This is a genomic window from Bacteroides sp. 41_26 (assembly GCF_949740115.1).
Lineage (GTDB): Bacteria > Bacteroidota > Bacteroidia > Bacteroidales > Bacteroidaceae > Bacteroides > Bacteroides nordii.
Genome location: NZ_CATJGZ010000069.1, coordinates 96239 through 119416, shown reverse-complemented (window position 1 = coordinate 119416; position 23178 = coordinate 96239). Strand labels below are relative to the sequence as shown.

Sequence of the window (23178 nt, the reverse complement as noted above, 5' to 3'; positions counted from 1 at the left end):
ACTGTGTCAAAAGCCTGAGACGACTATCAATAGATAACCGTAGAAACGCAGATTTACGCAAATTAACGCAGATTTAATTGAATCTTTGCGTAAATTTGCGTAAATCTGCGTTTTAACGATAGTAGGTTTTACGATTGGCACAACCTCATTAAACATCAGTTTTTAAAAGGAATCAGTTCGGTATCTTGACTCATACCGTCTTTACAGATGAAACGAATCACCGTAGAATTCTTATCTGAAGATACAACCTGGCAGGCAGGCGTTTCTTTCACAGTCCAACATCCTTTTAATGTAACCGTCACTGGAATCTCTCCACTATCATTATCAATCCAGGGACGGGAATAGATACTGCGCTCTACACGTTTACCATTTTCATCAAAAGCTTCGTCACTCGGACCACGATAAAAAGCAAGATCGGGCTGAGCTACCATAAGCAGAGCTTTTCCTTTTTCTTCATGTATCATTACTAAACAGGAAGTATCTGCTTTCATCAACAAGCCTTTAGGCAGATCGACAGAAGGAGTTTCAAAGAGCACATACGAAGTGGTATTACTTTTCAGATCACGTACAATATGTGCATTACGATCCTTTTGTAATACTTTATACGAAGGTTTCTTTGCAAACTGCTTCATAACGGGTGCAGTGATCTGGGGAAGAACAGCATATTCATAAGAAGCCCCTTTGGGCGACTTTCCATGATCTATAATCAAAGATACCCAATCTCCTTTTGTCTCTTTATTTACTTTTTGTGCACGTGAATACTGAGGAAATTTCTTCTCAAATTTAGTAGCAACAGGTACATAATATCCCGTACCAATATGATCTATCCAGACTTTACCATCACCTTGATATGTCTTCCAATAGGCATGTCCTGCGGAATCTGTCACAGCAAGTTGAAAAATGGTAGTTTCCGTAGGATATTCACTATTCGTATTCTCAATGTCTGATCCAAGACATACAATCACTCCGTCAAAGAAATGAAAAGACTTACGGGCACGGTGTGAACCATTGTATTTATCGTGTTCATGCAGTTTCATTCCAAAATTTCCATTCTGATGTTGTTGAGACAAGCCACCGGCAAATGCTTCATCCGAATAAAGCATCTCTTCCATTCCAGAAAAAGTATCAACATTGTAAACTTTAGCCTGCAAATCATCAAATGGCAGATGAATAGAAGTCACACCGGGGATCCGGTTCCAATCGAATCCGGCTTCCTGCCAACCGCTCGTAGCTGGAGTCACAACTGCCTCCGGAGCAGCAGTCAGTATCTGCATACTTCCATGAGCCAGATAGCGTCCGTAAAGATTAGCTCCAAGATAGTGTTCGGCCGCCCAAAGATAACGTGAATGCCCACGGACAACTGCAGCCCAGTTACTACGACGCTGGACAGATACACAGCCATATCCCAAAGCGAGGTTTCCCTGCGGATCCGGTTCCGGTCGGAACCCTTTATCGTACAAGAGTTTTGCCATATGCCTCTCTTCCTCATTACTAAATTGAGGCATATATTCCGGATCTTCGCCTGTAGAAGATGTACCGGCTACCAAACGAAGATAGGCTGCTGCCATATCAGCATCAAAATCAACCTTTCCATCGGGCGTACCCGCAAGAGCCATCACTGCATATTGCATCGGAATAAGTTTTCCCTTTCCATCCGGATGACGTCCGGACATAGATAATGGGAAATTGAGTTTATTACAGTAAAAACGCATCGTAAGCAATACTTTCTTCACTGTCTGGTGAGCCAGCTCAGATACAGCAAAATCAGTATGATTGAATAGATAGATCATATTTGAAGCTCCTTCCAGCCCCCCAACAGCATAAGCCGGATAATTATTCCGGTGATGAAAAGCTCCTCCATCCTTCTTGAAAGCTCCGGCTAACCCCAAAGCCGGACGACAGCCATAATCAATCCATCTTGAAAAAGATTTCAGATACTGAAGTTTTTCCGGTGTATCTTCCATCATCAAAATACTTGCAATACGTCCTGTTGTTTGCGTGTTGAAAGAGTCCATATCAATACCATCAACCTCTGGTTTCGGATAGACTTCATTGGTTATGGCATACCAACGTAATGTACGTTCGGCCTCATTTAATTTCCCTGCCTCACGAAGCACGTCTTTCATCAGGAAATAGGCCAGATATAAACCACGCACACTATAACCATAATGATGTATATTCCCCCAGCAACTGCCAAATGCTACTCCCTGATCGGTAATATGATCATACATGGCAAGAAACTTATCTTTCATCTCTGCTCTGACAGAATCATCCGAAGCATTGTTATAAGCTACGGCAATCCGTTTCATCAAGTCAAAATAAGCTCTCATTTCCACACCTTGTTTGGTAAGCATATCTTTGTCCCAATCAGGAAACATACGCTCATAAGCTTCAGAAGCACGTACCATAAAGATGGGTACACCCGTCACTTTTCCATCTTTATAAGAGATATCATAAAAATCATATTTTTTACGAATCATATCAATCTCTTTCTGCGATAACATGGAAGATGTATATACCATATCACGGAAACGTTTCTCTATCAATTGCATATCCCGTCTTTGCTTTTCACTAACCGGAGTAAGCTCAATATCCGGTTTGAACAACGAATGCTTATAGACAACAAGCCAATGATTAGTAGTTTCCGCATTAACAAAAGGCACCTGTAAATCTGCAGTCTGCTGGCGGGCGTCCACTTTTATTGCTGTAATAAGATGATCGATAAAAAGCTGACCTTCTACATCCGGCGCAACCATACGAAGTTCATTCATACCTTCTTCCGGGGTACCCTGCATATCGCGTTCATAACATACCCAGGCAGCACGCCAACCTTTGAAGTTAATCCCAAAAGGAAATGACGTACAAACCTTTCCATCTTTCAGAAATTCAAATTTTATTTTTTTATCTTGTGGCTGCTCGTTATATATCCATACAATAAAAGCTGAAAGATAGAGATCTTTCCCGGTAGGATCTTTTTTCTCAAACTTCAGATCTTTTTTCAAAGAAAGTATTGCATTCGGTTGAAAAGTCCATAGTAATGAATGCGTACCATCTTTATAATGTTCCGGTGAAATGGATAGTTTTGAAGATTCGCTACTGATACAAGCAGGAATTTGCGACTCTTCAAAAGAAAACATACGATCATTCTTCACCAATTGTGCCAATAAAGTAACAGAACTAAAAAAAGAGAGAAAAACTATAGCTCCCAATTTCATAAAAGATTGTTTCATCATTTAGAGTATTAATTGTGTGGTTATCACATTTGTTTGATTTGAAATCCGGTCATCAGGACATGATTCTGGAGTAAACGTAAACCAAAATATCCATCTCCCTCTCCTGGTTTTAAAGGAGCGCGAAAGAGTTCCTCACCGTTCACAGTATAAGTTGTTTGTTTTTTCTCTACACGAATCACAATATGATACCACTTTCCTGCTACCAGAAGGTGGGCAGGATCAGTATACTCGGCAATTAAGGGTTTTACACGGGCATCATCGACCCCATAAAATTCAGCATAGTAGCGACGGAAACGGGTGGTTGTATTTTCATTGCCACCATAGCCCACATAGAATAGATTCAATGTATTATAATTTTTGAAAACTCCGTTTCTCCATTCACTGCGAGCAAAAATATTATCAGGATACTCCGGATCATTAGCAGCCCAAAAACAGTTCAGGTCACTCAGCCGATCCTGCTTTCCACCTTCCATTAACATAGCTATGTGATAACTTATTTCATACTCACCAGTCAATGGCTCATTATACCATAAAGTGAGACCTGCAGGTACAACAATGTCCAAAGTATCCGAAACCGATGATAATTGCATAGCAGCAGATTCATCCTCTGCAATCCAATTTTCAGCTAAAGAGGCATTATTTTTTCCGGAAGGTAGACAGGCTGTTACCAACCAAAGAAAAGTAAATAAAGCAGTGCTACGGATAAGAATTCGTTTCATTTATTTATGTATTAGTTTTGAAGATTACTACCGGATACAAAGAAACCCCTCTTTTCGGAAAAAGAGGGGCTTAAATCGTACAGAATAATACAATAATTATTCACGAGTCCGTGGATAGAAGGACTTCTTGTAGAGGGACGAATCTATTTCACCACAGAGTAACACAAAGTATTATTTATCCGTTTTTGACATCTTATTTTCGAGTCAATCACCCTCTGTTCAAGTTTTTCCATCAAGGGTGCAGTTCTTTAAATGCTTTATTATCTTCCTGAACCTGAAGTATTGTTTCTTTAAGATCACCAATCGGAAGGTCAAATCCATACCAGCCGGTATAGCAATCGGTCACATACCATTTTCCTTCAATCAATTCAAATTCTACACGAAGATCTATTTCAGATTCCTCATACCCGGCTTCAAAAACTTTGTGGGCAGGTTCATTAAGCGTATATTTTGAAACATACACACCGCCTTCTTCCTGGGTAATGCGTTCTTCTTTCAATACCTCACTATCCAACAATGGCCATTTCTCTTTGGTGAAAGGAAAAGTTTTCTCACTGTTTCCATCATCAGTCATCAAAGTAATAGGAGTTTTCAGCGGAAACTTAATACGTGTATACTGATAAGCTGCACTGGAAGTGAACTTTTCTAAAAAAGCAGGAAAATCCTCCCCATCTACATTGGCAGCAAGAGCCTCTGCTTTTCTTTTTGACATATTGCCACAGGACACACAGCAAACACCTGCTAACAGAACAGCGACCAACAGGTAAGACACAACTCTTTTTGTTTTCATAATTAACTGCATTTAAATTGGCTGCAAAGATAATGCAAACCGAGAGCAGAATAAAATGAACTTATTCATTTTTTATGCCAAGGTGCAGCTTATCTTCGTTTTTCGACAAAGATAAAAGAAGTTTGAATGCGTTGAGTAAAAGAGGAAAAATATTTTAGTTACCTGATAATTGGTTAGTTTTATCATTTATTTCTTTCGTAAATACTCATAACCAAAACGGCAATAAAGACATTTCTTTTTATCGCAATACTCTTTTTGAAGTTGCAGTAAAGCCTGACTATCGGCAGCTGTGTGTACAGACAATCCTGCCCCACTCCACAAACGAGTCACATAATTATTTTCCGCCTTCAACTCTTCCAGAAAATCAGTAGCACGATCACACAAACGTTCATCCGCTTTATGTAACCCGTAGGCATAAAGAAAAGGGACAACAGTATTGATAACTAACAGATTTTGTGCATTTACACCAATTCCCTTTTCTTTTTGGGGAGAAGATTTACCAAATATAAAATGACTTTCCCAATAGGGAGAAGTCTTTGCTATCAATATCTGCCTGATCTCTTTTAATGTCTTAGCCTCCATCACACGCGAAAACAACGAACGTTCCTCTTGGTAAAGAGCTGCTAACTGCGCCAGACGAACATGCGGGAAATTACCCGGACGAATCCGTAGAAAACGCCATAAAGTAATATCCATTACAGCAGACAGTTCAAATTTATGTTGTAAATAACGGAACTCATTCTGTAATCGGGCCTGATAATCATCTGTAGCATCCTCTTCCAGCAATCCTGCCTGTCCAAAGAAAAAAGCTTCTATTTGTACCAAATCATCCCGATGCTTGTCTACCGCACGAAAAGGGATCAGGTTGGCCCATGTCTCAAAAGCATCTCCATTCAGACCAAAACCGAAATTGCGGGCCAGGGTAATGAAAAAAGCATCCTCCCAATTATTATTACAAGAATGCAACCGTTTGGCAATCACATCAGCCTTTTGTTGAAAACGTTCTGTCTGTAATGCACTAAGCCAGGAGTGGATCGTCAGTTTAGGTAAAGCGGACAAAATAGAATAACAGGGAGGATAAATATCACTTGCATGAAGTTCTTCATAATGTTGCTTTACATGTTCCGGACACACAAGTAACAACTGCGGAACCTGCCCGCCATTAGAACAAAAAACCTCACAATCGGCTTGTTCAACAACATGTAAGATAACCGAATCATAAACCTTGTCATGATCGTGTCCATGGCGATACCAATCGGAAGAAATCGTATGTATTTCTACATTACCCACCCAGAGAGTGTCACCTATCTTTAGTTTGGCGTTAAAAAAGTCGGGACCGGCATGCTTGTTTTGTAAACCGGCATCAATGACTTCTACCGGCAATCCTGAAGTTGTTTGTAATGGAGTCAGAGGGAATATTTTGTGTTTCCAGACATAGTGCAAGAGTTGTTCCATGTTAACAAGACGTTAATGTGTTCGACAAATGTAATAAAAATCTTATCTTTGCGACTATTATTTTGAATATAAGTCAGTAAAACAATGAAAATAGCATTAATCGGTTATGGAAAGATGGGCAAAGAACTGGAAAAAGTTGCCCTTAGCCGCGGACATCAGATAGTCTGCATTATCGACGTCGACAATCAGGATGATTTTGAATCTGAAGCATTCCGCTCTGCGGACGTGGCTATTGAATTCACCAATCCGACAGTGGCATACAACAACTATATTAAGACATTCAACGCCGGCGTAAAGCTCGTTTCGGGTAGTACAGGATGGATGGCAGAACATGGTGACGAAATAAAGAACCTTTGCGAGAAAGAAGGGAAAACACTTTTCTGGTCTTCTAATTTCAGTCTGGGAGTCGTTATTTTCTCTGCTGTCAACAAATACCTGGCAAAGATAATGAATCAGTTCCCGATATATGATGTGTCCATGAGCGAAACACATCATATACATAAACTCGACGCACCAAGTGGCACTGCTATCACGCTGGCCGAAGGTATCCTTGAAAATCTGGACCGCAAAGACCATTGGGTAAAAGAAGTAGCCGCCACAGCCAACGAACTACCTATTCACTCCATTCGCGAAGGAGAGGTTTTTGGTATTCACACCATTCGTTATGACTCGGCAGCCGATAGTATCTCCATTACACACGATGCCAAAAACCGTGGCGGATTTGCCTTAGGTGCTATATTAGCTGCCGAATATACTATGGATAAACAAGGATATCTGGGCATGAGTGACTTGTTTCCGTTTTTAAAAGAATAATTATAAATAAATTATATCATGGAAAAAGCAACGCGCGCACAATGGATTAAATGTGCCATCGTTATCCTCCTCTACCTGGCTTTTCTGGTATGGGTAAAAAGCTGGTGGGGACTCATCGTAGTTCCTTTTATCTTCGACATTTATATCACGAAGAAAGTCCCCTGGTCATTCTGGAAAAAATCGAAAAGTCCTGCTGTACGTAGTATCATGAGTTGGGTGGATGCCATTGTCTTTGCATTGGTAGCTGTATACTTCGTGAACATATATGTATTTCAAAACTATCAGATACCTTCTTCTTCTTTAGAGAAATCTCTGTTAGTAGGTGATTTTCTATATGTAAGTAAAATGAGCTATGGCCCTCGTGTTCCCAATACACCTCTCTCTATGCCATTGGCACAACATACATTGCCTCTTGTCAACACTAAATCATATATCGAGTGGCCGCAATGGAAGTATAAACGTGTTCCGGGATTTGGTAAAGTGAAAATGAATGATATTGTAGTATTCAACTTCCCGGCAGGAGATACCGTAGCTGTCAGCTATCAACAAACTGACTTCTACGACAACATCATTTATCGGGAAGGAAAAGGAACTTTTTCCAACCCTATTAACATGGATAGTCTGAATCGCAAGCAACAACGGATCGTATACGACCTTTATCGGGATGCCGGCAGGAAATACGTACTTGCACACCCCGAAAAGTTTGGTGAAATAATCTATCGACCGGTAGACCGTCGTGAAAACTATGTAAAACGTTGTGTCGGACTTCCGGGAGATACTCTTCAGATAAAAGACCGCATCATATACATCGACGGTAAAGCACAGGAAGAACCGGAAAACCTTCAATTCCTCTATACTGTACATGCCACCGGTAAGATGATACCCGACGAATTTCTCCATGACGAGTTGGGATTAAGTAATGAAGATACGGAATACTACCAACCGGGAGCCACTATTTTCTACTTGCCACTTACCCAAAAAGCACGTAATACGTTACTTGCACGCAAAGACCTTGTTACTTCGATAGAACCAATCTCGACAGATAGGCCCTCGCACGATCTCTATCCACAAAATCTGTATACCGACTGGACAGTAGACAATTATGGCCCCATATGGATACCTGCCAAAGGTTCTACCATCACACTGACAATGGATAATCTTCCTATTTATGAGAGATGTATTGTTGCGTACGAAGGTAACAAGCTGGAAGTGAAAGACGATGGTATCTACATCAACGGACAAAAAACAGACAAATATACCTTCCAGATGGATTACTACTGGATGATGGGTGATAACCGCCATAATTCACAGGACTCCCGCTATTGGGGGTTTGTACCCGAAGACCATGTAGTAGGTAAGCCAATTGTAGTTTGGTTATCTCTCGATAAAGACCGGGGATGGTTTAACGGAAAGATCCGCTGGAACCGTATCTTTAAATGGGTGAAATGAGTGTGAGTTGATGAGTTGGTGAGTTGATGAGTTGGTAGGTTCTCAAAACTAAAGAACTAAAACGCCATGAAGAGAAATCTAAAATGGATAATAGCATTAGCCGGAGCAATAATCATCGTATTATTGCTCCGCAGCTTTGTTTTTACCTCATGCCTTATCCCTTCGGCAGGTATGGAAAATTCCCTCTTCCGCGGTGAACGTATATTAATAAACAAATGGAGTTATGGACTTCGCCTGCCACTGATGTCTCTTTTTTCTTATCACAGATGGAGAGAACGAGAAGTGGAAAAAGAGGATATTGTTGTATTCAATAATCCTGCGAGTACAACACAGCCCGTTATAGACAGGCGGGAGGTATTTATAAGCCGTTGTGCAGGTGTACCAGGAGATACCTTATTGATTGATTCACTATTTACGATAGTGTCCTCCCAAAACGTAGCAGGACCCGACCGTAAAAGGTTATATACCTACCCGAAAACCAGAGAAAAACAACTTGATTCGCTCCTGAGCATTTTATCCATAACTCCCAATGAACTGATGGGACAGGATTCCGTCAATAACGTACGAAGTTTCAGCCGTTACGAATATTACTTACTGGAACAGGCCATGAACGGATCAAACTGGATACAGCCACTTGAGTCAGACCGGGAAAAACAAGTAGTTAACCCGCTGATAATCCCCCGGAAAGGGATGGCCGTCCGGGTATACCCCTGGAACAGGACACTACTCCGTAACACACTTGTATTGCATGAAGGTAAACATGCAGAAATCAAAAATGATACATTGTATGTAGACGGACACCCTGCACAACACTGTTATTTCAGTAAGGATTATTATTGGATGGTATCCAATAATTCTGTTAATTTATCCGATTCACGCCTTTTCGGACTTGTACCACAAGATCATATTATCGGAAAGGCCTCTCTTATCTGGTTCTCCAAAGAGAGTAATACAAATCTGTTTGAAGGTTACAGGTGGAATCGTTTCTTTCAACCTGTACGATGAGAATAATGATGAATGTTTAATGATGAATTACAAATGAAAACTGTTTTTCTCTCTTCAGCCTATCTGGCTCCCGTAGAATACTATAGCAAATTGGTTACCTATGATAAAGTTTTTATCGAGCAGCATGACCACTATATGAAGCAAACCTACCGTAATCGTTGTACTATTGCCGGTCCGGATGGTGATATTGCACTTTCTATCCCTACTGTAAAGCCGGCAAATCCGAAATGCCCCATGAAGGATATCCGTATTTCCGATCATGGAAACTGGCGCCATATGCATTGGAATGCAATTGAATCGGCCTACAATAGTACTCCGTTTTTTGAATACTATAAAGATGATTTTCATCCGTTCTATGAGAAGAAATACGAGTTTTTAATCGATTTCAACGAAGAGCTCTGCCGACTTATTTGTCAACTGACAGATATTGAACTACACCTAAAACGAACCACAGAGTATAAAACGGATTTCGCTCCGGATGAGTATGATTTCAGAGAAGCCATCCATCCCAAAAAAGATTTCCGGGAGACGGATCCGGAATTTATTCCCCATCCTTATTACCAGGTATTCGAAACCCGGAATGGTTTTCGTCCGAATTTAAGTATGATAGACTTACTATTCAATATGGGGCCGGAAAGCTTATTAGTCCTACAACCACAAACAAGAAAATAGAGCAATAACCTTTTTAAGATATTTCTAAACAAGAAAGCATCTTCAAACAATCTGTTTCTATTTCTTTTCGAGATAAAAAAGAAGTAGAAGAAGACAGGCAAATTTATACTCAATCAACACATAGAAAAAGCATACTAAAAAAAAAGCTTCTCCTTCCTTTTCCTAAACCATTATTTCGTGTTTTTATCACGAAGATACACCGGTACAAGCTTTTGAGATAAAATTTAAAAGTGCACCGGTACACTAAAAATAAAATTCCATCCGAATGATACCAGGCTTTGAAAAGTTTAGTAAATTCAAAACAAAAACACTATGAAAGCAAGAGTAACCTCATTTATTGTCGTTTTATTGTTCACAACCGGGAGTATGTATGCACAATCTATTTGGGATGCAGAACATCTCAAAACCGTCAAACAATCTATACAGGAGCAACCCTATTCAGACATCTTTCAGGAACTAAAAGTAAAAGCTGATAAATTACTCAATGCAGTTCCTTATTCCGTCATGGATAAAGAAAAAACACCTGCCAGTGGAGACAAACACGACTACATGAGCCAGGCGCGTTATTACTGGCCCGATCCGACAAAACCCGACGGCTTACCATACATCAGCCGCGACGGAGAGTCAAATCCTGAACTGAACAAACTGGATCGTAATCGCTTAGGAAGTACAGCCAGCCGAATAACAACACTCAGCTTAGCATGGTATTTCAGCAATGACGAACGTTATGCACAAAAAGCAACGGAACTGATCCGTGTATGGTTCTTTAATAAAGATACCCGAATGAACCCTAACCTGGAATATGCCCAAATGATTCCGGGACGCCACAACAACAAAGGGCGCAGTTTTGGAGTGATTGACACTTATTCCTTTATAGAAATGCTCGATGCAGTGCAATTGCTGGAACAATCGCAAGCATTCACCAGTAACGACTCCAAACAACTCAAAACCTGGTTTGGGGAACTGTTAAACTGGATATTGACCAGCGAACAAGGAAAAGAAGAGCATGATGCCAAAAACAATCACAGTATAGCCTATGATGCACAAGTAATCGCTTTCGCTATGTATGCCGGAGATCAGGCCACTGCAGAACGATTCGTTAAAGAATTCCCCGAAAAACGTGTTTATAAGCAAGTTGAACCGGATGGGAAACAACCTCAGGAACTTCGCCGCACACTCGCTTTTGGTTATTCAGAATACAACTTGCAACACATGCTTGACATCTTTGTAATGGGAAAGAAAATGGGACTTTCCCTCGACAACAGTACTTCTGCCGACGGACGTAACTTCTACAAGGCAGCTGATTTTCTTGCAGCCTATCTGGGTAAAGATGTATCAGCATGGCCTTATCAGCAAATCAGTGACTGGAATATGAAACAGCAAGAGCTTTGCAAAGACTTGTATCGTATCTATCTGATGAATCCGACACGTACGGATTATCTTAGCCTGTACAAAGCCAACAATAAAATAGATATCAAAAGTGAATTCATTCTACTTTATGTACGTCCCGAAGATATAAGTAACAAGTAATATCTTATTCACAAAAAACAGCAGTAAAAGCTCATCTGGCAAAAAGTATCAGCCAGATGAGCTTTTTCATTATCTGATCTATATATCCCCCCCTATTCTATTCAGTAAATCATTTTATCCACCTTTCTCTAAAGAAATCCCAATTTTTCCACTTTATAGGAAAATATGTACCCGTCTATTTCCTCTACATGAGATACTTTTGTGATAAGTTTTATGATGTGATACTTTAAAAACCAATCAATTATGAAAAACTATTGGAGACTTTTCCTCTCTTTACTTTTTTTGTGCAGCGCTTTATCCCTGCAGGCTGCCGTAAAATCGTTCTCAGAATCTTTTGTCCTTTACACCAATTCAGAGGGGTTAACCGCCGCTTATAATGAAGGTTGGTGCCTTGATGGAAAAGGATCAGGAACTTTCGCTTATTATTCATCCCGTTCGGCTACATTTCCCGATGCACTTACTGACGGCACCGTCACTATGGAATCGGACTGGCTGGACGTTAAAGGAGCTAATAACAATAAAGGAGCTGTATTTACCGTCACTGGTATCTCCGGACTGAAATTAGCCTTTCAAAGTGGTAGTGCCGCAACCCGCTATGTGCGTGCCGTTGTTTCCGGCAATGCAGGAACAAATATTACTCTGTTAGGAGGAAGCGATGCCAATGAGGCAGGTGTGCTTGAGACCTCTGATTTGATCCCTGCCGAACGGTATACCATCACTGTCACCTCCTGGGCAGAGGAAACTTGCACAAGTGGAGCCGACAGTCGCTTGTATTACGTAGCTTTCATTGCAAATTCTCAGAATCTTCCTAATGCCGCCTACGTCTACGATTCTCAATATTCCAATTACTCCATTACCAAAGATCCGGTCTATCTGACATTGGTGAAATCGTTCACAGTAACAACGATTGATGCAAACAACTACAACTCCATCCCGGGCACTTATTATAAAGAGAGCTTAAAAGAGTACGATCTGGTAGTTGCTTCTGAGTCTGTTGCCAGTACAAATAAATTTGGTATAGCTCTATCAGACCTGGTAGGAAAAGTTCCAATGTTAAATTTAAAAGCGTTTTATTATGGAAGTGCGTCCTGGAACTGGGCCAGTGCAATAAACCCCACAGCCGGTTCTACAGGATGGAATCAAATCATAGTATCCGATGCATTTAAAACACACTCTCTATTCAAAGGCATCAATTCTGACGGTACCATCACTCTCTTTGACGGTACAGCAAAAACAAGTAATAATGTACAGAGCTATACCTCTCCTAAAGAGATTATCGCTTCGGATGAAGTACTTGCTACCAATGCCTCAAACGGATACAATGCCATACATGAGCATAAACAGAGTAACGGAAAAAATGGCTATATACTCATTCCCCTCTCTTATTCCGCAATCGAAACATTAACTTCTGATGCAAAAACGCTGATCACAAATGCAGCTTCTTATCTGGCTGCAACAAAAAGTGAATATACCGTACCCGCACAAGTGGAAAATCCCGTTATCAGTTATGACACCGATAATAATGTAACAATCAGCTGTCCCACCCATGGAGCTACCATTTATTACTGTAAAGACGGCTCCGCCTTATCCCCTTCAGCCTCTGTATATACAGAAGGGTTCTCTTTGAATACAACCACCACACTTAAAGCAATCGCTGTAAAAGAGGGAATGCTTCCGTCGGAAGAAGTTTCCGAATATATTGTGATTGCCAGAGAATGTGGGCCGCAAGTACTCGATCCGGAGCATCTGAACCGGGGAGCCATTGCAACCTACACCAACGATGGAATGCTGGTAAACTGGCGTTGGCTTGCCACAGATCCCGATGATATTGCTTTTAATATATATCGCGACGGTACAAAACTAAATACTCTGCCCCTCTCATCACGTACCAATTATCTGGATGCTGAAGGATCAGTTAATTCAAACTATACAGTCGAAACATTGAGTGCCGGCAAAGTAGTTGAAACCGCTGCAGCATTAGTTTTGGAAAAAGGATACCTGAACATTCCTCTCGACCGCCCTCAAGGAGGCACAGTTCAAGGTAGTAGTTATACCTACACCCCAGGAGACGCAAGTGTAGGTGATGTAGACGGAGACGGTGAATATGAAATTATCCTGAAATGGGACCCCACTAATCAATGCGACAATGGGCAGAATGGCAGCCAGAACTACACCGGCAATGTTTATCTTGATTGTTATAAACTGAATGGAACCAAATTATGGAGAATAGATCTGGGGGTTAATATCCGTGCCGGTGCTCACTATACTCAATTTATGGTCTATGATCTGGACGGTGACGGTAAAGCCGAAGTAGCTTGTAAGACAGCCCCGGGAACCATTGATGGACAAGGAAACCATGTAATAATGGGTAGTGACGATCCTACTGCCGATTATCGTGGAACCTATGGTGGTAAGAAAGGGGTTATAAAAACAGGGCCGGAGTATCTGACTGTTTTTGAAGGAAGCACCGGTAAAGAACTCTCTACCGTAGCTTATGAACCAAGTCGCAATATCATCTCAGACTCAGCATGGGGTGACAGTTACGGAAACCGAAGCGAACGCTATCTGGCATGTGTTGCCTATCTGGACGGAAAGAAACCAAGTCTTGTGATGTGCCGGGGATATTATACAGCCGCTTATCTCTGTGCCTGGGATTTTGATGGTAAGGAGTTGAAGAAAAAATGGATGCACGCATCCACCGTCAAAGGGCAAGATGCCTATGGTGAAGGTGCCCATAGCCTTGCCGTAGGAGATGTAGATGGTGACGGATGCGATGAGATAGTTTATGGTGCCTGCTGTATCGATCACGACGGTTCGTTACTCTATCGTACGGGATTGGGACACGGAGACGCTCTTCATTTAGGTGACTTCATCCCGGATCGTGATGGTCTGGAAGTATTTATGGTACACGAAGAAAAGTCGGCTGCTTATGGTTTTGAAATGCGTGATGCCCGGACCGGAGAAATACTTTCGGGACGTAAAATGGGGGCAGACATCGGCCGTGGTCTTTGTGCAGATATCGATTCGCTTTCACGTGGTGCCGAATATTGGTCTCTGGCTAAGTTCAATCTAAGTAGCGATGGCAGCTCTTACAACAATATAACCTTCAACTGCGATGGCGACTCTATTTCAGGGAAACGTCCCCCCGTCAATTTCCGCACATACTGGACAGGAAATCTATCTGAGGAAGTACAGGAAAAAGGAGTTATCTCTAAATGGGTAAATGCAACCTCCAGCTGTGCTACCGTGACCAACTTCGTATCGACTTATGGTTGCGGCGTAAACCTCATTAAAGACACCCCTTCGCTGCAAGCCGATATCTTCGGAGACTGGCGAGAAGAGTGTATCTATTATGATGAAGCCACCAAGAGTAATCTGATGATCTTCTCTACTCCGTTTACCTCTCCGTATCGGGTTCCGTGCCTGATGCACGATCATATTTACAGAATGTCTATCTGCTGGCAGAATGTGGCATATAATCAGCCCCCTCATTTGGGATATTATTTGCGTGACTATGTAAAAAACCAACAATCCAACCCTACAGGCATATCACAACCCTCTATAACGGAAGAGCAAAGTAATATTGAAATACCTTTCACTCTTATTTCCGAGGGCATTGTTATCCGTTATACAGACATGAATAATACATCCTGCAACATTCGTGTTTATTCTCAGGATGGTTTGTGTGTATATCACACAACAAATAAGTTTCAAGGAAACGGAGAAATTAAGCTTGAAGGTCTGGAAGAACTGAAAAAAGGCGTTTACCTGCTCTCTGTAGTTGCTGACGGAGTAAGAACTGTTAGGAAGATTATACGATAAAATAGAATAAAAACGAAATAAAGCCCATCATTGATAAACAGTATTTCAATGATGGGCTTACAAATTTTGTAAACTTGATTTAGAGATAAAATAGCCCAGTAACCAACCGTTATCAGTAGTATAACTATAATACACTGATCTTTTTCTCAAAGCATATGGAACAACCTTCTCAATGCATTGAGAAAAGTTTCTCAATACGTTGAGAAAAAACTCTCAAAGCATTGAAACAAAATTCTCAATACGATGAAACAAAATGAAACTTATACTAATCAGATAAACAGCATAGACCCTGTATAAAAGAAAAAACATCCTACGCACTCTCACTCTCTGATAAACAGACGAAATGAAAACAAGTGCGCAGGATGTATTGCTTATCAATAAGCAAGTATCTGTTTAAAGATCTTTTTATTTCAATTCAAAAGGAACTACCCCTTTAATATCGGCGGCAGAGGCAGCTATTACAGCTTCAAACTTACCCGGTTCGGCCACCCATTCATGTTTGGCGTCATCGAAGAAACTCAGGGCATCTTTAGCAATCGTAAATGATACGGTCTTTTCCTCACCCGGAGCGAGCTTTACTTTATCAAAACCTTTCAACTCTTTAACAGGACGGGGCAAAGATGATTTTTTATCACTGATATAGAGCTGAACTACTTCCTGACCTTCACGGGTACCAGTATTCTTCACAGATACCGTAAAAGTAATTGTATCATCGGCAGACATCGTTTTCTTATCGGCAACCGGTTTACCATATTCAAATGTAGTATAACTCAACCCATAACCAAACGGAAAGAGTGGCTTCACCTTCTTCTGTTTATCGGTCCAACGATACCCTACGAAAATACCTTCATTGTACTTCTCGTTGACAATGTTACCTACCTTTTCATTGCCGGGATACTCGCCCAGCTGATGTGCGGGCACGTCTTCCAACTTAGCAGGAAAGGTAAAAGGTAATTTACCGGACGGATTCACATCACCAGTCAATACAGCAGCGATAGCTGTCCCTGCCTCCGAACCTAAAAACCATGCCTGCAAAATAGCGGGGACTTCTTTCACCCAAGGCATTGCAACAGCATTACCGGAGATATTGATTACAATCAGATTCTTATTAGCTTTGACGAGTTCTGTAATAACTTTATCCTGATCGTACGGTAAACCAAGTCCGGCACGGTCAGAGTCCTCACAATCCTGATGCGCACTTTTGTTTAGCCCTCCAATGAATATTACATAATCCGCTTCGCCTGCCACACGTACAGCCTCAGCAATAAGTTCCTCCGGAGTACGGTCATCTTTCAGATTCTGCCCTGAAACGACACCGTTGTACTCGCCACTTGCATCACCTACATAACCGCGCGCATAGACAACTTCTGCCTTATTACCAACGCGGTTGCGAATGCCATCCAGCGGAGAGATTTCACGTTGCACTTTCAAAGAGGAAGAACCACCACCTACAGTCATCATCTTTACAGCATTCTCACCGATCACGGCAATTTTTTTTGTATTATCAAGATCGATAGGTAACAGATCGTTGTTATTTTGTAACAATACAATACCCGCTTCACCTATCTTACGGGCAGCTTCATAGTGTTCCGGTGATCTCATTGTACCATAAGGACGGTTACGATCCATTGTTGTACGGAAGGCCAGACGAAGAATACGGCGTACCTTATCATCCAACTCTTTTGTACCTACTTTACCCGACTTTATACGTTCGAGATAAGGTTGCGCCAGATAATAATTGTCATAAGCATTACTCGTACCGTTAGACAAACCATTGGTCCAGCTACCAAACTCCATGTCAAGTCCGTTGGTTATAGACTGGTCTGTGTCATGTACACCTCCCCAATCGGATACAACTACACCATCGAATCCCCATTCACCTTTTAATATGTCATTCAGCAGGTATTGATTATGGCAACCATGCTGATCTTTGTACAAATTATAAGAACCCATGATAGCCCATGTGTTACCTTCCTGAACGGCTGCCTTAAAAGCAGGCAGATATATTTCGTACAGAGCACGGTCATCTACTATCACATTTGTAGTGTGGCGATTCACTTCCTGGTTATTCAACGCATAATGCTTCACACAGGCAGCCACTCCATTCTTTTGTACTCCCTGTATATAAGGAACGACCATACGTCCTGCCAGATAAGGATCTTCACCCATATATTCAAAATTACGCCCATTCAACGGTGTACGATAGATATTCACACCCGGTCCCAACAAAACGGTTTTATTGCGATAGCGGGCTTCTTCTCCGATACTTTTTCCGTAGAGCATAGACACTGTCGGATCCCAGGTAGCAGCCAGACAAGTTAAAGCCGGAAAAGCCACACAAGAATCATTGGTCCAGCCAGCCTGATCCCATTCATCCCACAACACTTCGGGACGTATACCGTGAGGTCCGTCTGTCATCCAAAACTCAGGAATACCCAAACGCGCCACACCCGGGGAACTGAATTTTGACTGTGCATGCGTCATGGCTACTTTCTCCTCCACTGTCATTCGGGATAGGGCATCCTCTACTCTCTCTTCTATCGGCTTGCTATCGTCAAGATAAACCGGGGTCTGCGCAAAAACAGGCAGAGCAGTCAGGGACAAGCCCAATAACATTGATCTTACTTTCATGATACTATTTTACTTATTATACAAAAAAATTAAAACGAGACGTTTCGTCGTGTACCAGTTATTTAGCTATAAATATATTAGTTAAACGACAAACAAGTTCCTTTTTATTAAACAAATTCACTAACATTAAGAATTGCATATACCTGCCGTTCCTCAATTAAGTAATATGGCAGGTACAAAGCGCAGCAATCCTCTTATCTGTTATTTTACCACAACCTTATTTCCATTTACAAGGTAGACACCCATAGTCAGATTATGAACCGTAGTACAGCCCATTACAGAGGCTTCATAAACAAGACGCCCTTCTCCTGTGTAAATTTTAACAGGAGTCTCCACAAGGCTGTCAATAGCAATACTGCCCTTCATTCCCCGTACCGTTATTGCATCGGCAAGCTCCGGAGCAATACCTGTGGGAGCAGACTTCAAAGTAACTGTATTCATACTCTGGGCAAGGTTCTCCATGCTCCCTTTCGTCCCGTCCAACGGAGCATAAATCTCCAGACTTGACTTCAGCATATCTCCTTCACACAAACCCGCAATCTCTTCCGCGTTCATTGCAGAACGATAGAAAAACAGTTCGCTGTATGATCTCTCAACATTGGACGTTTTATCACCAAGTGTAAATTTACCGGCAGTCAGTTTTTCTTTCAGTTCTCCCTCCAATACGTTGTCTACATAAAGTAGCGTACGTCCCTGTGCATAATAATGTGCCAGTGACACAGTATGCCATTCGCCATCACTGATACCCGCCTTGCTTAAAATCTCTCCATTAACCGGTGATTGATATACGATTTCTCCGGTCTTATTGACAATCAGCTTTCCTTCTGCAGCAGCATTTACAAATGAGGCAATTGTACCGGCCTCACCCCCTTTAATTTTAAAAGAGACGGTAAACGGATGTACCTCATTTTCAGAAGTAAACTCCAGATACGAACCGTTTTTCAAGCTACATGAAGTACCCGATACACGTTGCGGTAAAGTTTTACCTGCCTTTATGGCATCAAACAGAGAGGGAACCATGGCGTAAAAGAACTCACGATGTCCTTCGGTGGTAGGATGATAAATGTCACCGTCAACCTGGTAGCCATCCGCCCATTGACCGTTTCCGTTATCAATTGCTCCCAACAGATTAACCGACGGAAGATCCCATTCATGAATCAGCAGATTCATCTGTTTCACAAATTCATAATCACTTGCAGTGAAATCTCCACGAGTATAGCTATTTGTTATCAGAGGATATTTACCACTCTCGCGCGCTTTCTGAATAAGAGTTTGCATGTTGGTTTTAAACTGATCGAAAGTAGCCTGCTTATCCGTTGCCTCATGAATACCCTCATTGCCCAAAGAGAGACCAAAAATAACGTATTCACCGCAATCATGGATCAGGTCGTTGAAACGTCCCAATAAGTTCAGTGTATTATTTCCATTCACAGAGATGCCCGATACAAACCAGGGAAAAGTACTTACCTGATCGCTAAACCGTCCCTCTAACATCTCACCATACATATATGCATAACCCTGATTAGAGGTTGCTCCCTGGCCATTTGCAACCGAAGATCCCATCATTGATATTTTATAAGGATCAACCCCATCGCCACAATCAATGTAATAAACATAGTTGCGAAGATCAAGCGTTACATTATATGTACCATGATTGATATTTATATCTTCCACTGCATATCCCTGAGTAGACAAAGCGACTTCATTTGCAGTCCCTTTTACACGCTTCATCTGATTGTCCCAACTCTTGTTCATCACAAAAATAAAACGTTCACGATCACTGGCACCAGATATTCTGCTAAGTTCCACTTTTCCATTCCATACACCTTTACCCTGATAAGTTAAAGGAACTCCTTTAGTCTGATCCCAGCCACCGGGAGTGACACTTCCAACAAGACTCCATTCCTGAATGGGAACAATAGTATACGTTTTCTTGGCAAGATCCACTGTTATAAGCGCTTCACCAATTGCAGCAGTAGTAATGGCACTTCCATCCGTAGCCAACACATCATCATTGCTTCCTGCCCCCCAGTTTACACTTTTTCCTTCTTTGGTGATACTTTTAAAAGAAAATTCTCCGGCTTTCAACGAAGTATAGAGTTCAAAAACATTCGTTAATGTTCCATCGGCAGACACCATATGCATCGGAATATCCGTTCCTTCTTCTGTGGCTGTACCACTGATTGATAATGAAGTATAGTCAACTGCCGGTTCGGGACGTTCACCACCAGCATATTCTTCTATCTTTAATACATTCAAAGCAATATAAGCTCCGGTCTTTCTTGAAATGGTGAACTTTATCTTACCATCATCATCCGGATAAATTAGCTCTGACGTACAGACATTCTTTATATTCTGGTTAATACCTGTTCCTCCACAATCTTTTCCGGCTATCTGCAGTTCACCTTTATACAGGTTTAGTCCCGACATTGTATAGTATGCTGTACGTACATCATCCGCTTTCCGGCTTCCGAATGCATAGAATTTATATCCTTTCTGCGGGTCCAGATTAGAAAAAGTAAAGCTACTATTATCCTCACCGGACTCAATAAAGAAATAATCTTCTGTAGCAGATGCAATGGCAAGATCTCCTAAATCTTCGACTGTAGGTTCAAGCAATCCGCCTCCACCGCTTTTACCGTTTGTAGAAAAACGGGTATCCAATGTTAATGTATAATTGGTTGAAGTATTTTCAGCATTGATTAAAGACGGATAAACAGTACCGGCAACTGCATATTTATTTTCCGTTGTGTTATTGGTTATATTATTCCAATAATGATTATTTGCATCGGGGCCTTCCGTCAGAGTTCCCTGAGCTGCTATCTGAGAGCCAAAATCAAAATAAAGCGTTTGTGTCAAAGTCTGTGCCTGAAGAACAGAGCAACAGAATGTTAGTAATAAAAGTAGTATATTCTTCATGATTATAATAGATTAATGTGTTAATAAGTTCTTTGAATATCCTTGCTACCCGAGATTTTCAGGTAGCAAGGATAAATTTCCATAAACAATCTTCTTACCTATATTTACTTATTTCCTGACTAAAGAAATAATACCTTTATCATTACCGGCAGTCATATCCAGTGTCAGCACGGCTTCTACTCCATCTTCGAGGGTAGCTCCGGCTTTATATCCAATATTTCCATCCCCACTAATTTCTATCAGGTCTTTGGAGTCATCTGCTACGGTAAGCTTCAATTCATAATCCCAACCATTGCTGGCATAAAACTTACAGCTGATGTAATCACAGCGGATACGTTTACCTATAGCGGACGGTGCTTCTGGCCCGACTACTCCACTAAAACGATACACCTTCGGAGATATTTCCGCCATGCGATAGGCACTATTAAGATCCCAGGCAAACTGATTATCCATGGAAGAGCGAGCCAATCCCCATCCGAGAACTAATATGCTGCCGTGTCCATCATTATCCAATCCAGCCAGCGCACCTCCACTCATACGAACAGCGGACAGAACTTTTGTAGAAATATTGGCTACGGCCTGATAATCGCCTCCAACAGGCAGGAATGTTAGTTGCCCGTCATTATTCGTAAAGAAGTCGGGATCTACATACCATGATGCAAGATCGTCAATGCCGGTAACCGTAACAGATTGGTTTTGAGTCATAGCCAAAGTTGCCGTATAAGTCTCTCCATCTGTTGAAGCCATTTTCACTCCACCAAAGTTTATATTCTCTATTTCTATTTGCTGTGCACCTTCATCAGTTACGGTCAATACAGCACTACTGATTCCCTTCGTGACATCTACCACAAACTTATAGGCATGTCCTTCTGTAAACGACTTCCCGTCAAGCAGATATAAATTACCATTATCATGCCCGGTATCGCCACCAGTACCGATGCCAACCAAATCACTGCTCGTAGTAAGCGCATCACTTCCAAACTCACCTCCCCAACCTTGCTGGTGGAAGAACTTAAAGTTTATGCTACTTGCCTTGAGTGAACGTCCGGCTACCAGTGTTATCTGATATTTCTTAGCTGTAATCTGTGACATGCACAAACCATTCTCGGTAGTCCAACCCACTTCCTTTCCGGACAAAGAAGGTTTACCTACACCGTCACCAATCACCCAGATTGCTCCCGTACCATCTGTTTGTAAAGCTGCCGGAGCGCCATCTTTCAGGGCAACAATACTGAAATACTGCAACTTCATATCAGCTTTGATACGATAAGAACCACCAATCGGAAGGAATTTCAATTTTCCATCTGCTTCTTTAGAGAAGTAATCAGGATCAATGTACCAATTGTCATAATCGGGAACCCCTGTTATTTCAAGCAAGTCATTAGTCTTCAGGCTAAGGTCCATTGTGTATGTATTGGCATCTACCATGTCCATCTCTTCACCGTTCACCAGTAACTTTACAAAAGGAGAAGCCTCATATGAGAATGTATTGAACTTAATCTCGTAAGCCCCCGGATCAGTATTGGAGAAAGCGATCGTATTGTCTCCCCTCACTGCTATCTGGTTATCATTGTCCCAGCCAAACACAAGTTCATTCCCATTCTCTCCCATTTTGGGAGCCTTGATATAAGCTTTCAATTTCTGAGGGAATTCGTTTGTCACGTTATATTGGAACGCCTCTGTACGCTCCATCCTGTACTCTACATTATCTTCGGTTACCAAAGTCAGATAAGGGAAATCCGGACGTGCCAATGATATCTCCTGCTCTGTTTCAGTAGTAGTAAAATGGATATTCTGCAAAACATATTTCAGTGTTGCCTTTCCATTTGCGATATTTGGCAAGAAGGGAATATAAATCTTCCCGGTATAGTCTTCACCACTTGTTTTGGTACGGATCACCGTTTCAGAAACTTTCTCTTCACCATAGAAAAGCTGTGCTTTCAGGGTAGACAAAGGTACTTCCAGATCGGAAGCTTTCACTGTGAATGGCAAGCTATCACCAAACAATGCGTCAGCATCCTCCGTCTTCACATCCATACCCGGATTTCCCGGATTCCACTCATCATCGTTACAGGAGGTTACAGACAGTACTCCCGCCAACGCCAATGCTAAATATATATTCTTTTTCATATTGGTCTAC

General features: G+C 41.6%; 13 protein-coding genes. 6 read left to right on the top strand and 7 right to left on the bottom strand.

Annotated features, from left to right (window positions below; translation table 11 throughout):
- Positions 1-155 precede the first annotated feature (155 nt).
- From QX565_RS09610 to QX565_RS09595, 4 genes are all read right to left on the bottom strand, one after another.
- Positions 156-3233, bottom strand: a complete 3078-nt coding sequence (locus QX565_RS09610; protein WP_289292655.1) for a chondroitinase family polysaccharide lyase — start codon at positions 3231-3233, stop codon at positions 156-158.
- A 23-nt stretch (positions 3234-3256) separates the two neighbouring features.
- Entirely contained in the window at positions 3257-3952 is a 696-nt protein-coding gene (locus QX565_RS09605) for a DUF6250 domain-containing protein (RefSeq protein WP_289292654.1), read from the bottom strand.
- Between the two features lie 232 nt (positions 3953-4184).
- Positions 4185-4742, bottom strand: a complete 558-nt coding sequence (locus QX565_RS09600) for a DUF4348 domain-containing protein (RefSeq protein ID WP_289292653.1) — start codon at positions 4740-4742, stop codon at positions 4185-4187.
- A 186-nt stretch (positions 4743-4928) separates the two neighbouring features.
- A complete protein-coding gene (locus QX565_RS09595) occupies positions 4929-6197 on the bottom strand; it encodes a DUF2851 family protein (protein ID WP_289292652.1) in 1269 nt (422 codons plus the stop codon).
- An 84-nt stretch (positions 6198-6281) separates the two neighbouring features.
- Here QX565_RS09595 and dapB point away from each other — a divergent pair, with 84 nt between their 5' ends.
- The 6 genes from dapB (at position 6282) to QX565_RS09565 (ending at position 15488) form a co-directional block, all read left to right on the top strand.
- Entirely contained in the window at positions 6282-7010 is a 729-nt protein-coding gene (gene dapB / locus QX565_RS09590) for a 4-hydroxy-tetrahydrodipicolinate reductase (RefSeq protein ID WP_221648469.1), read from the top strand.
- 18 nt (positions 7011-7028) lie between these two features.
- Positions 7029-8459, top strand: a complete 1431-nt coding sequence (lepB, locus tag QX565_RS09585; protein ID WP_221648468.1) for a signal peptidase I — start codon at positions 7029-7031, stop codon at positions 8457-8459.
- Between the two features lie 66 nt (positions 8460-8525).
- Positions 8526-9464, top strand: a complete 939-nt coding sequence (gene lepB / locus QX565_RS09580; protein WP_221648467.1) for a signal peptidase I — start codon at positions 8526-8528, stop codon at positions 9462-9464.
- A 33-nt stretch (positions 9465-9497) separates the two neighbouring features.
- Positions 9498-10136: a WbqC family protein gene (locus QX565_RS09575; protein ID WP_221648466.1), complete on the top strand. Its 639-nt coding sequence runs from the start codon at positions 9498-9500 to the stop codon at positions 10134-10136.
- A gap of 312 nt (positions 10137-10448) precedes the next feature.
- Positions 10449-11666: an alginate lyase family protein gene (locus QX565_RS09570; RefSeq protein WP_289292651.1), complete on the top strand. Its 1218-nt coding sequence runs from the start codon at positions 10449-10451 to the stop codon at positions 11664-11666.
- A gap of 243 nt (positions 11667-11909) precedes the next feature.
- Entirely contained in the window at positions 11910-15488 is a 3579-nt protein-coding gene (locus QX565_RS09565; RefSeq protein ID WP_289292650.1) for a rhamnogalacturonan lyase family protein, read from the top strand.
- Positions 15489-15893: 405 nt separating this feature from the next.
- On the opposite strand, the gene QX565_RS09560 is transcribed toward QX565_RS09565, so the two are convergent.
- The 3 genes from QX565_RS09560 to QX565_RS09550 form a co-directional block, all read right to left on the bottom strand.
- Positions 15894-18119: a glycoside hydrolase family 3 C-terminal domain-containing protein gene (locus tag QX565_RS09560; protein ID WP_289292649.1), complete on the bottom strand. Its 2226-nt coding sequence runs from the start codon at positions 18117-18119 to the stop codon at positions 15894-15896.
- 201 nt (positions 18120-18320) lie between these two features.
- Positions 18321-21038, bottom strand: coding sequence for a GDSL-type esterase/lipase family protein (locus QX565_RS09555; protein WP_289292648.1), 2718 nt, complete (start codon positions 21036-21038; stop codon positions 18321-18323).
- Positions 21039-21146: 108 nt separating this feature from the next.
- Positions 21147-23168 carry a DUF5125 domain-containing protein gene (locus QX565_RS09550; protein ID WP_289292647.1) on the bottom strand — a complete coding sequence of 674 codons (2022 nt, stop codon included), beginning with the start codon at positions 23166-23168 and terminating at the stop codon, positions 21147-21149.
- Positions 23169-23178: the final 10 nt, after the last annotated feature.

Coding starts and splice junctions, on each gene's coding strand:
- QX565_RS09610 (WP_289292655.1), bottom strand. CDS start 3,233: ATGATGAAACAATCTTTTATGAAATTGGGAGCTATAGTTTTTCTCTCT.
- QX565_RS09605 (WP_289292654.1), bottom strand. CDS start 3,952: ATGAAACGAATTCTTATCCGTAGCACTGCTTTATTTACTTTTCTTTGG.
- QX565_RS09600 (WP_289292653.1), bottom strand. CDS start 4,742: ATGAAAACAAAAAGAGTTGTGTCTTACCTGTTGGTCGCTGTTCTGTTA.
- QX565_RS09595 (WP_289292652.1), bottom strand. CDS start 6,197: ATGGAACAACTCTTGCACTATGTCTGGAAACACAAAATATTCCCTCTG.
- dapB (WP_221648469.1), top strand. CDS start 6,282: ATGAAAATAGCATTAATCGGTTATGGAAAGATGGGCAAAGAACTGGAA.
- lepB (WP_221648468.1), top strand. CDS start 7,029: ATGGAAAAAGCAACGCGCGCACAATGGATTAAATGTGCCATCGTTATC.
- lepB (WP_221648467.1), top strand. CDS start 8,526: ATGAAGAGAAATCTAAAATGGATAATAGCATTAGCCGGAGCAATAATC.
- QX565_RS09575 (WP_221648466.1), top strand. CDS start 9,498: ATGAAAACTGTTTTTCTCTCTTCAGCCTATCTGGCTCCCGTAGAATAC.
- QX565_RS09570 (WP_289292651.1), top strand. CDS start 10,449: ATGAAAGCAAGAGTAACCTCATTTATTGTCGTTTTATTGTTCACAACC.
- QX565_RS09565 (WP_289292650.1), top strand. CDS start 11,910: ATGAAAAACTATTGGAGACTTTTCCTCTCTTTACTTTTTTTGTGCAGC.
- QX565_RS09560 (WP_289292649.1), bottom strand. CDS start 18,119: ATGAAAGTAAGATCAATGTTATTGGGCTTGTCCCTGACTGCTCTGCCT.
- QX565_RS09555 (WP_289292648.1), bottom strand. CDS start 21,038: ATGAAGAATATACTACTTTTATTACTAACATTCTGTTGCTCTGTTCTT.
- QX565_RS09550 (WP_289292647.1), bottom strand. CDS start 23,168: ATGAAAAAGAATATATATTTAGCATTGGCGTTGGCGGGAGTACTGTCT.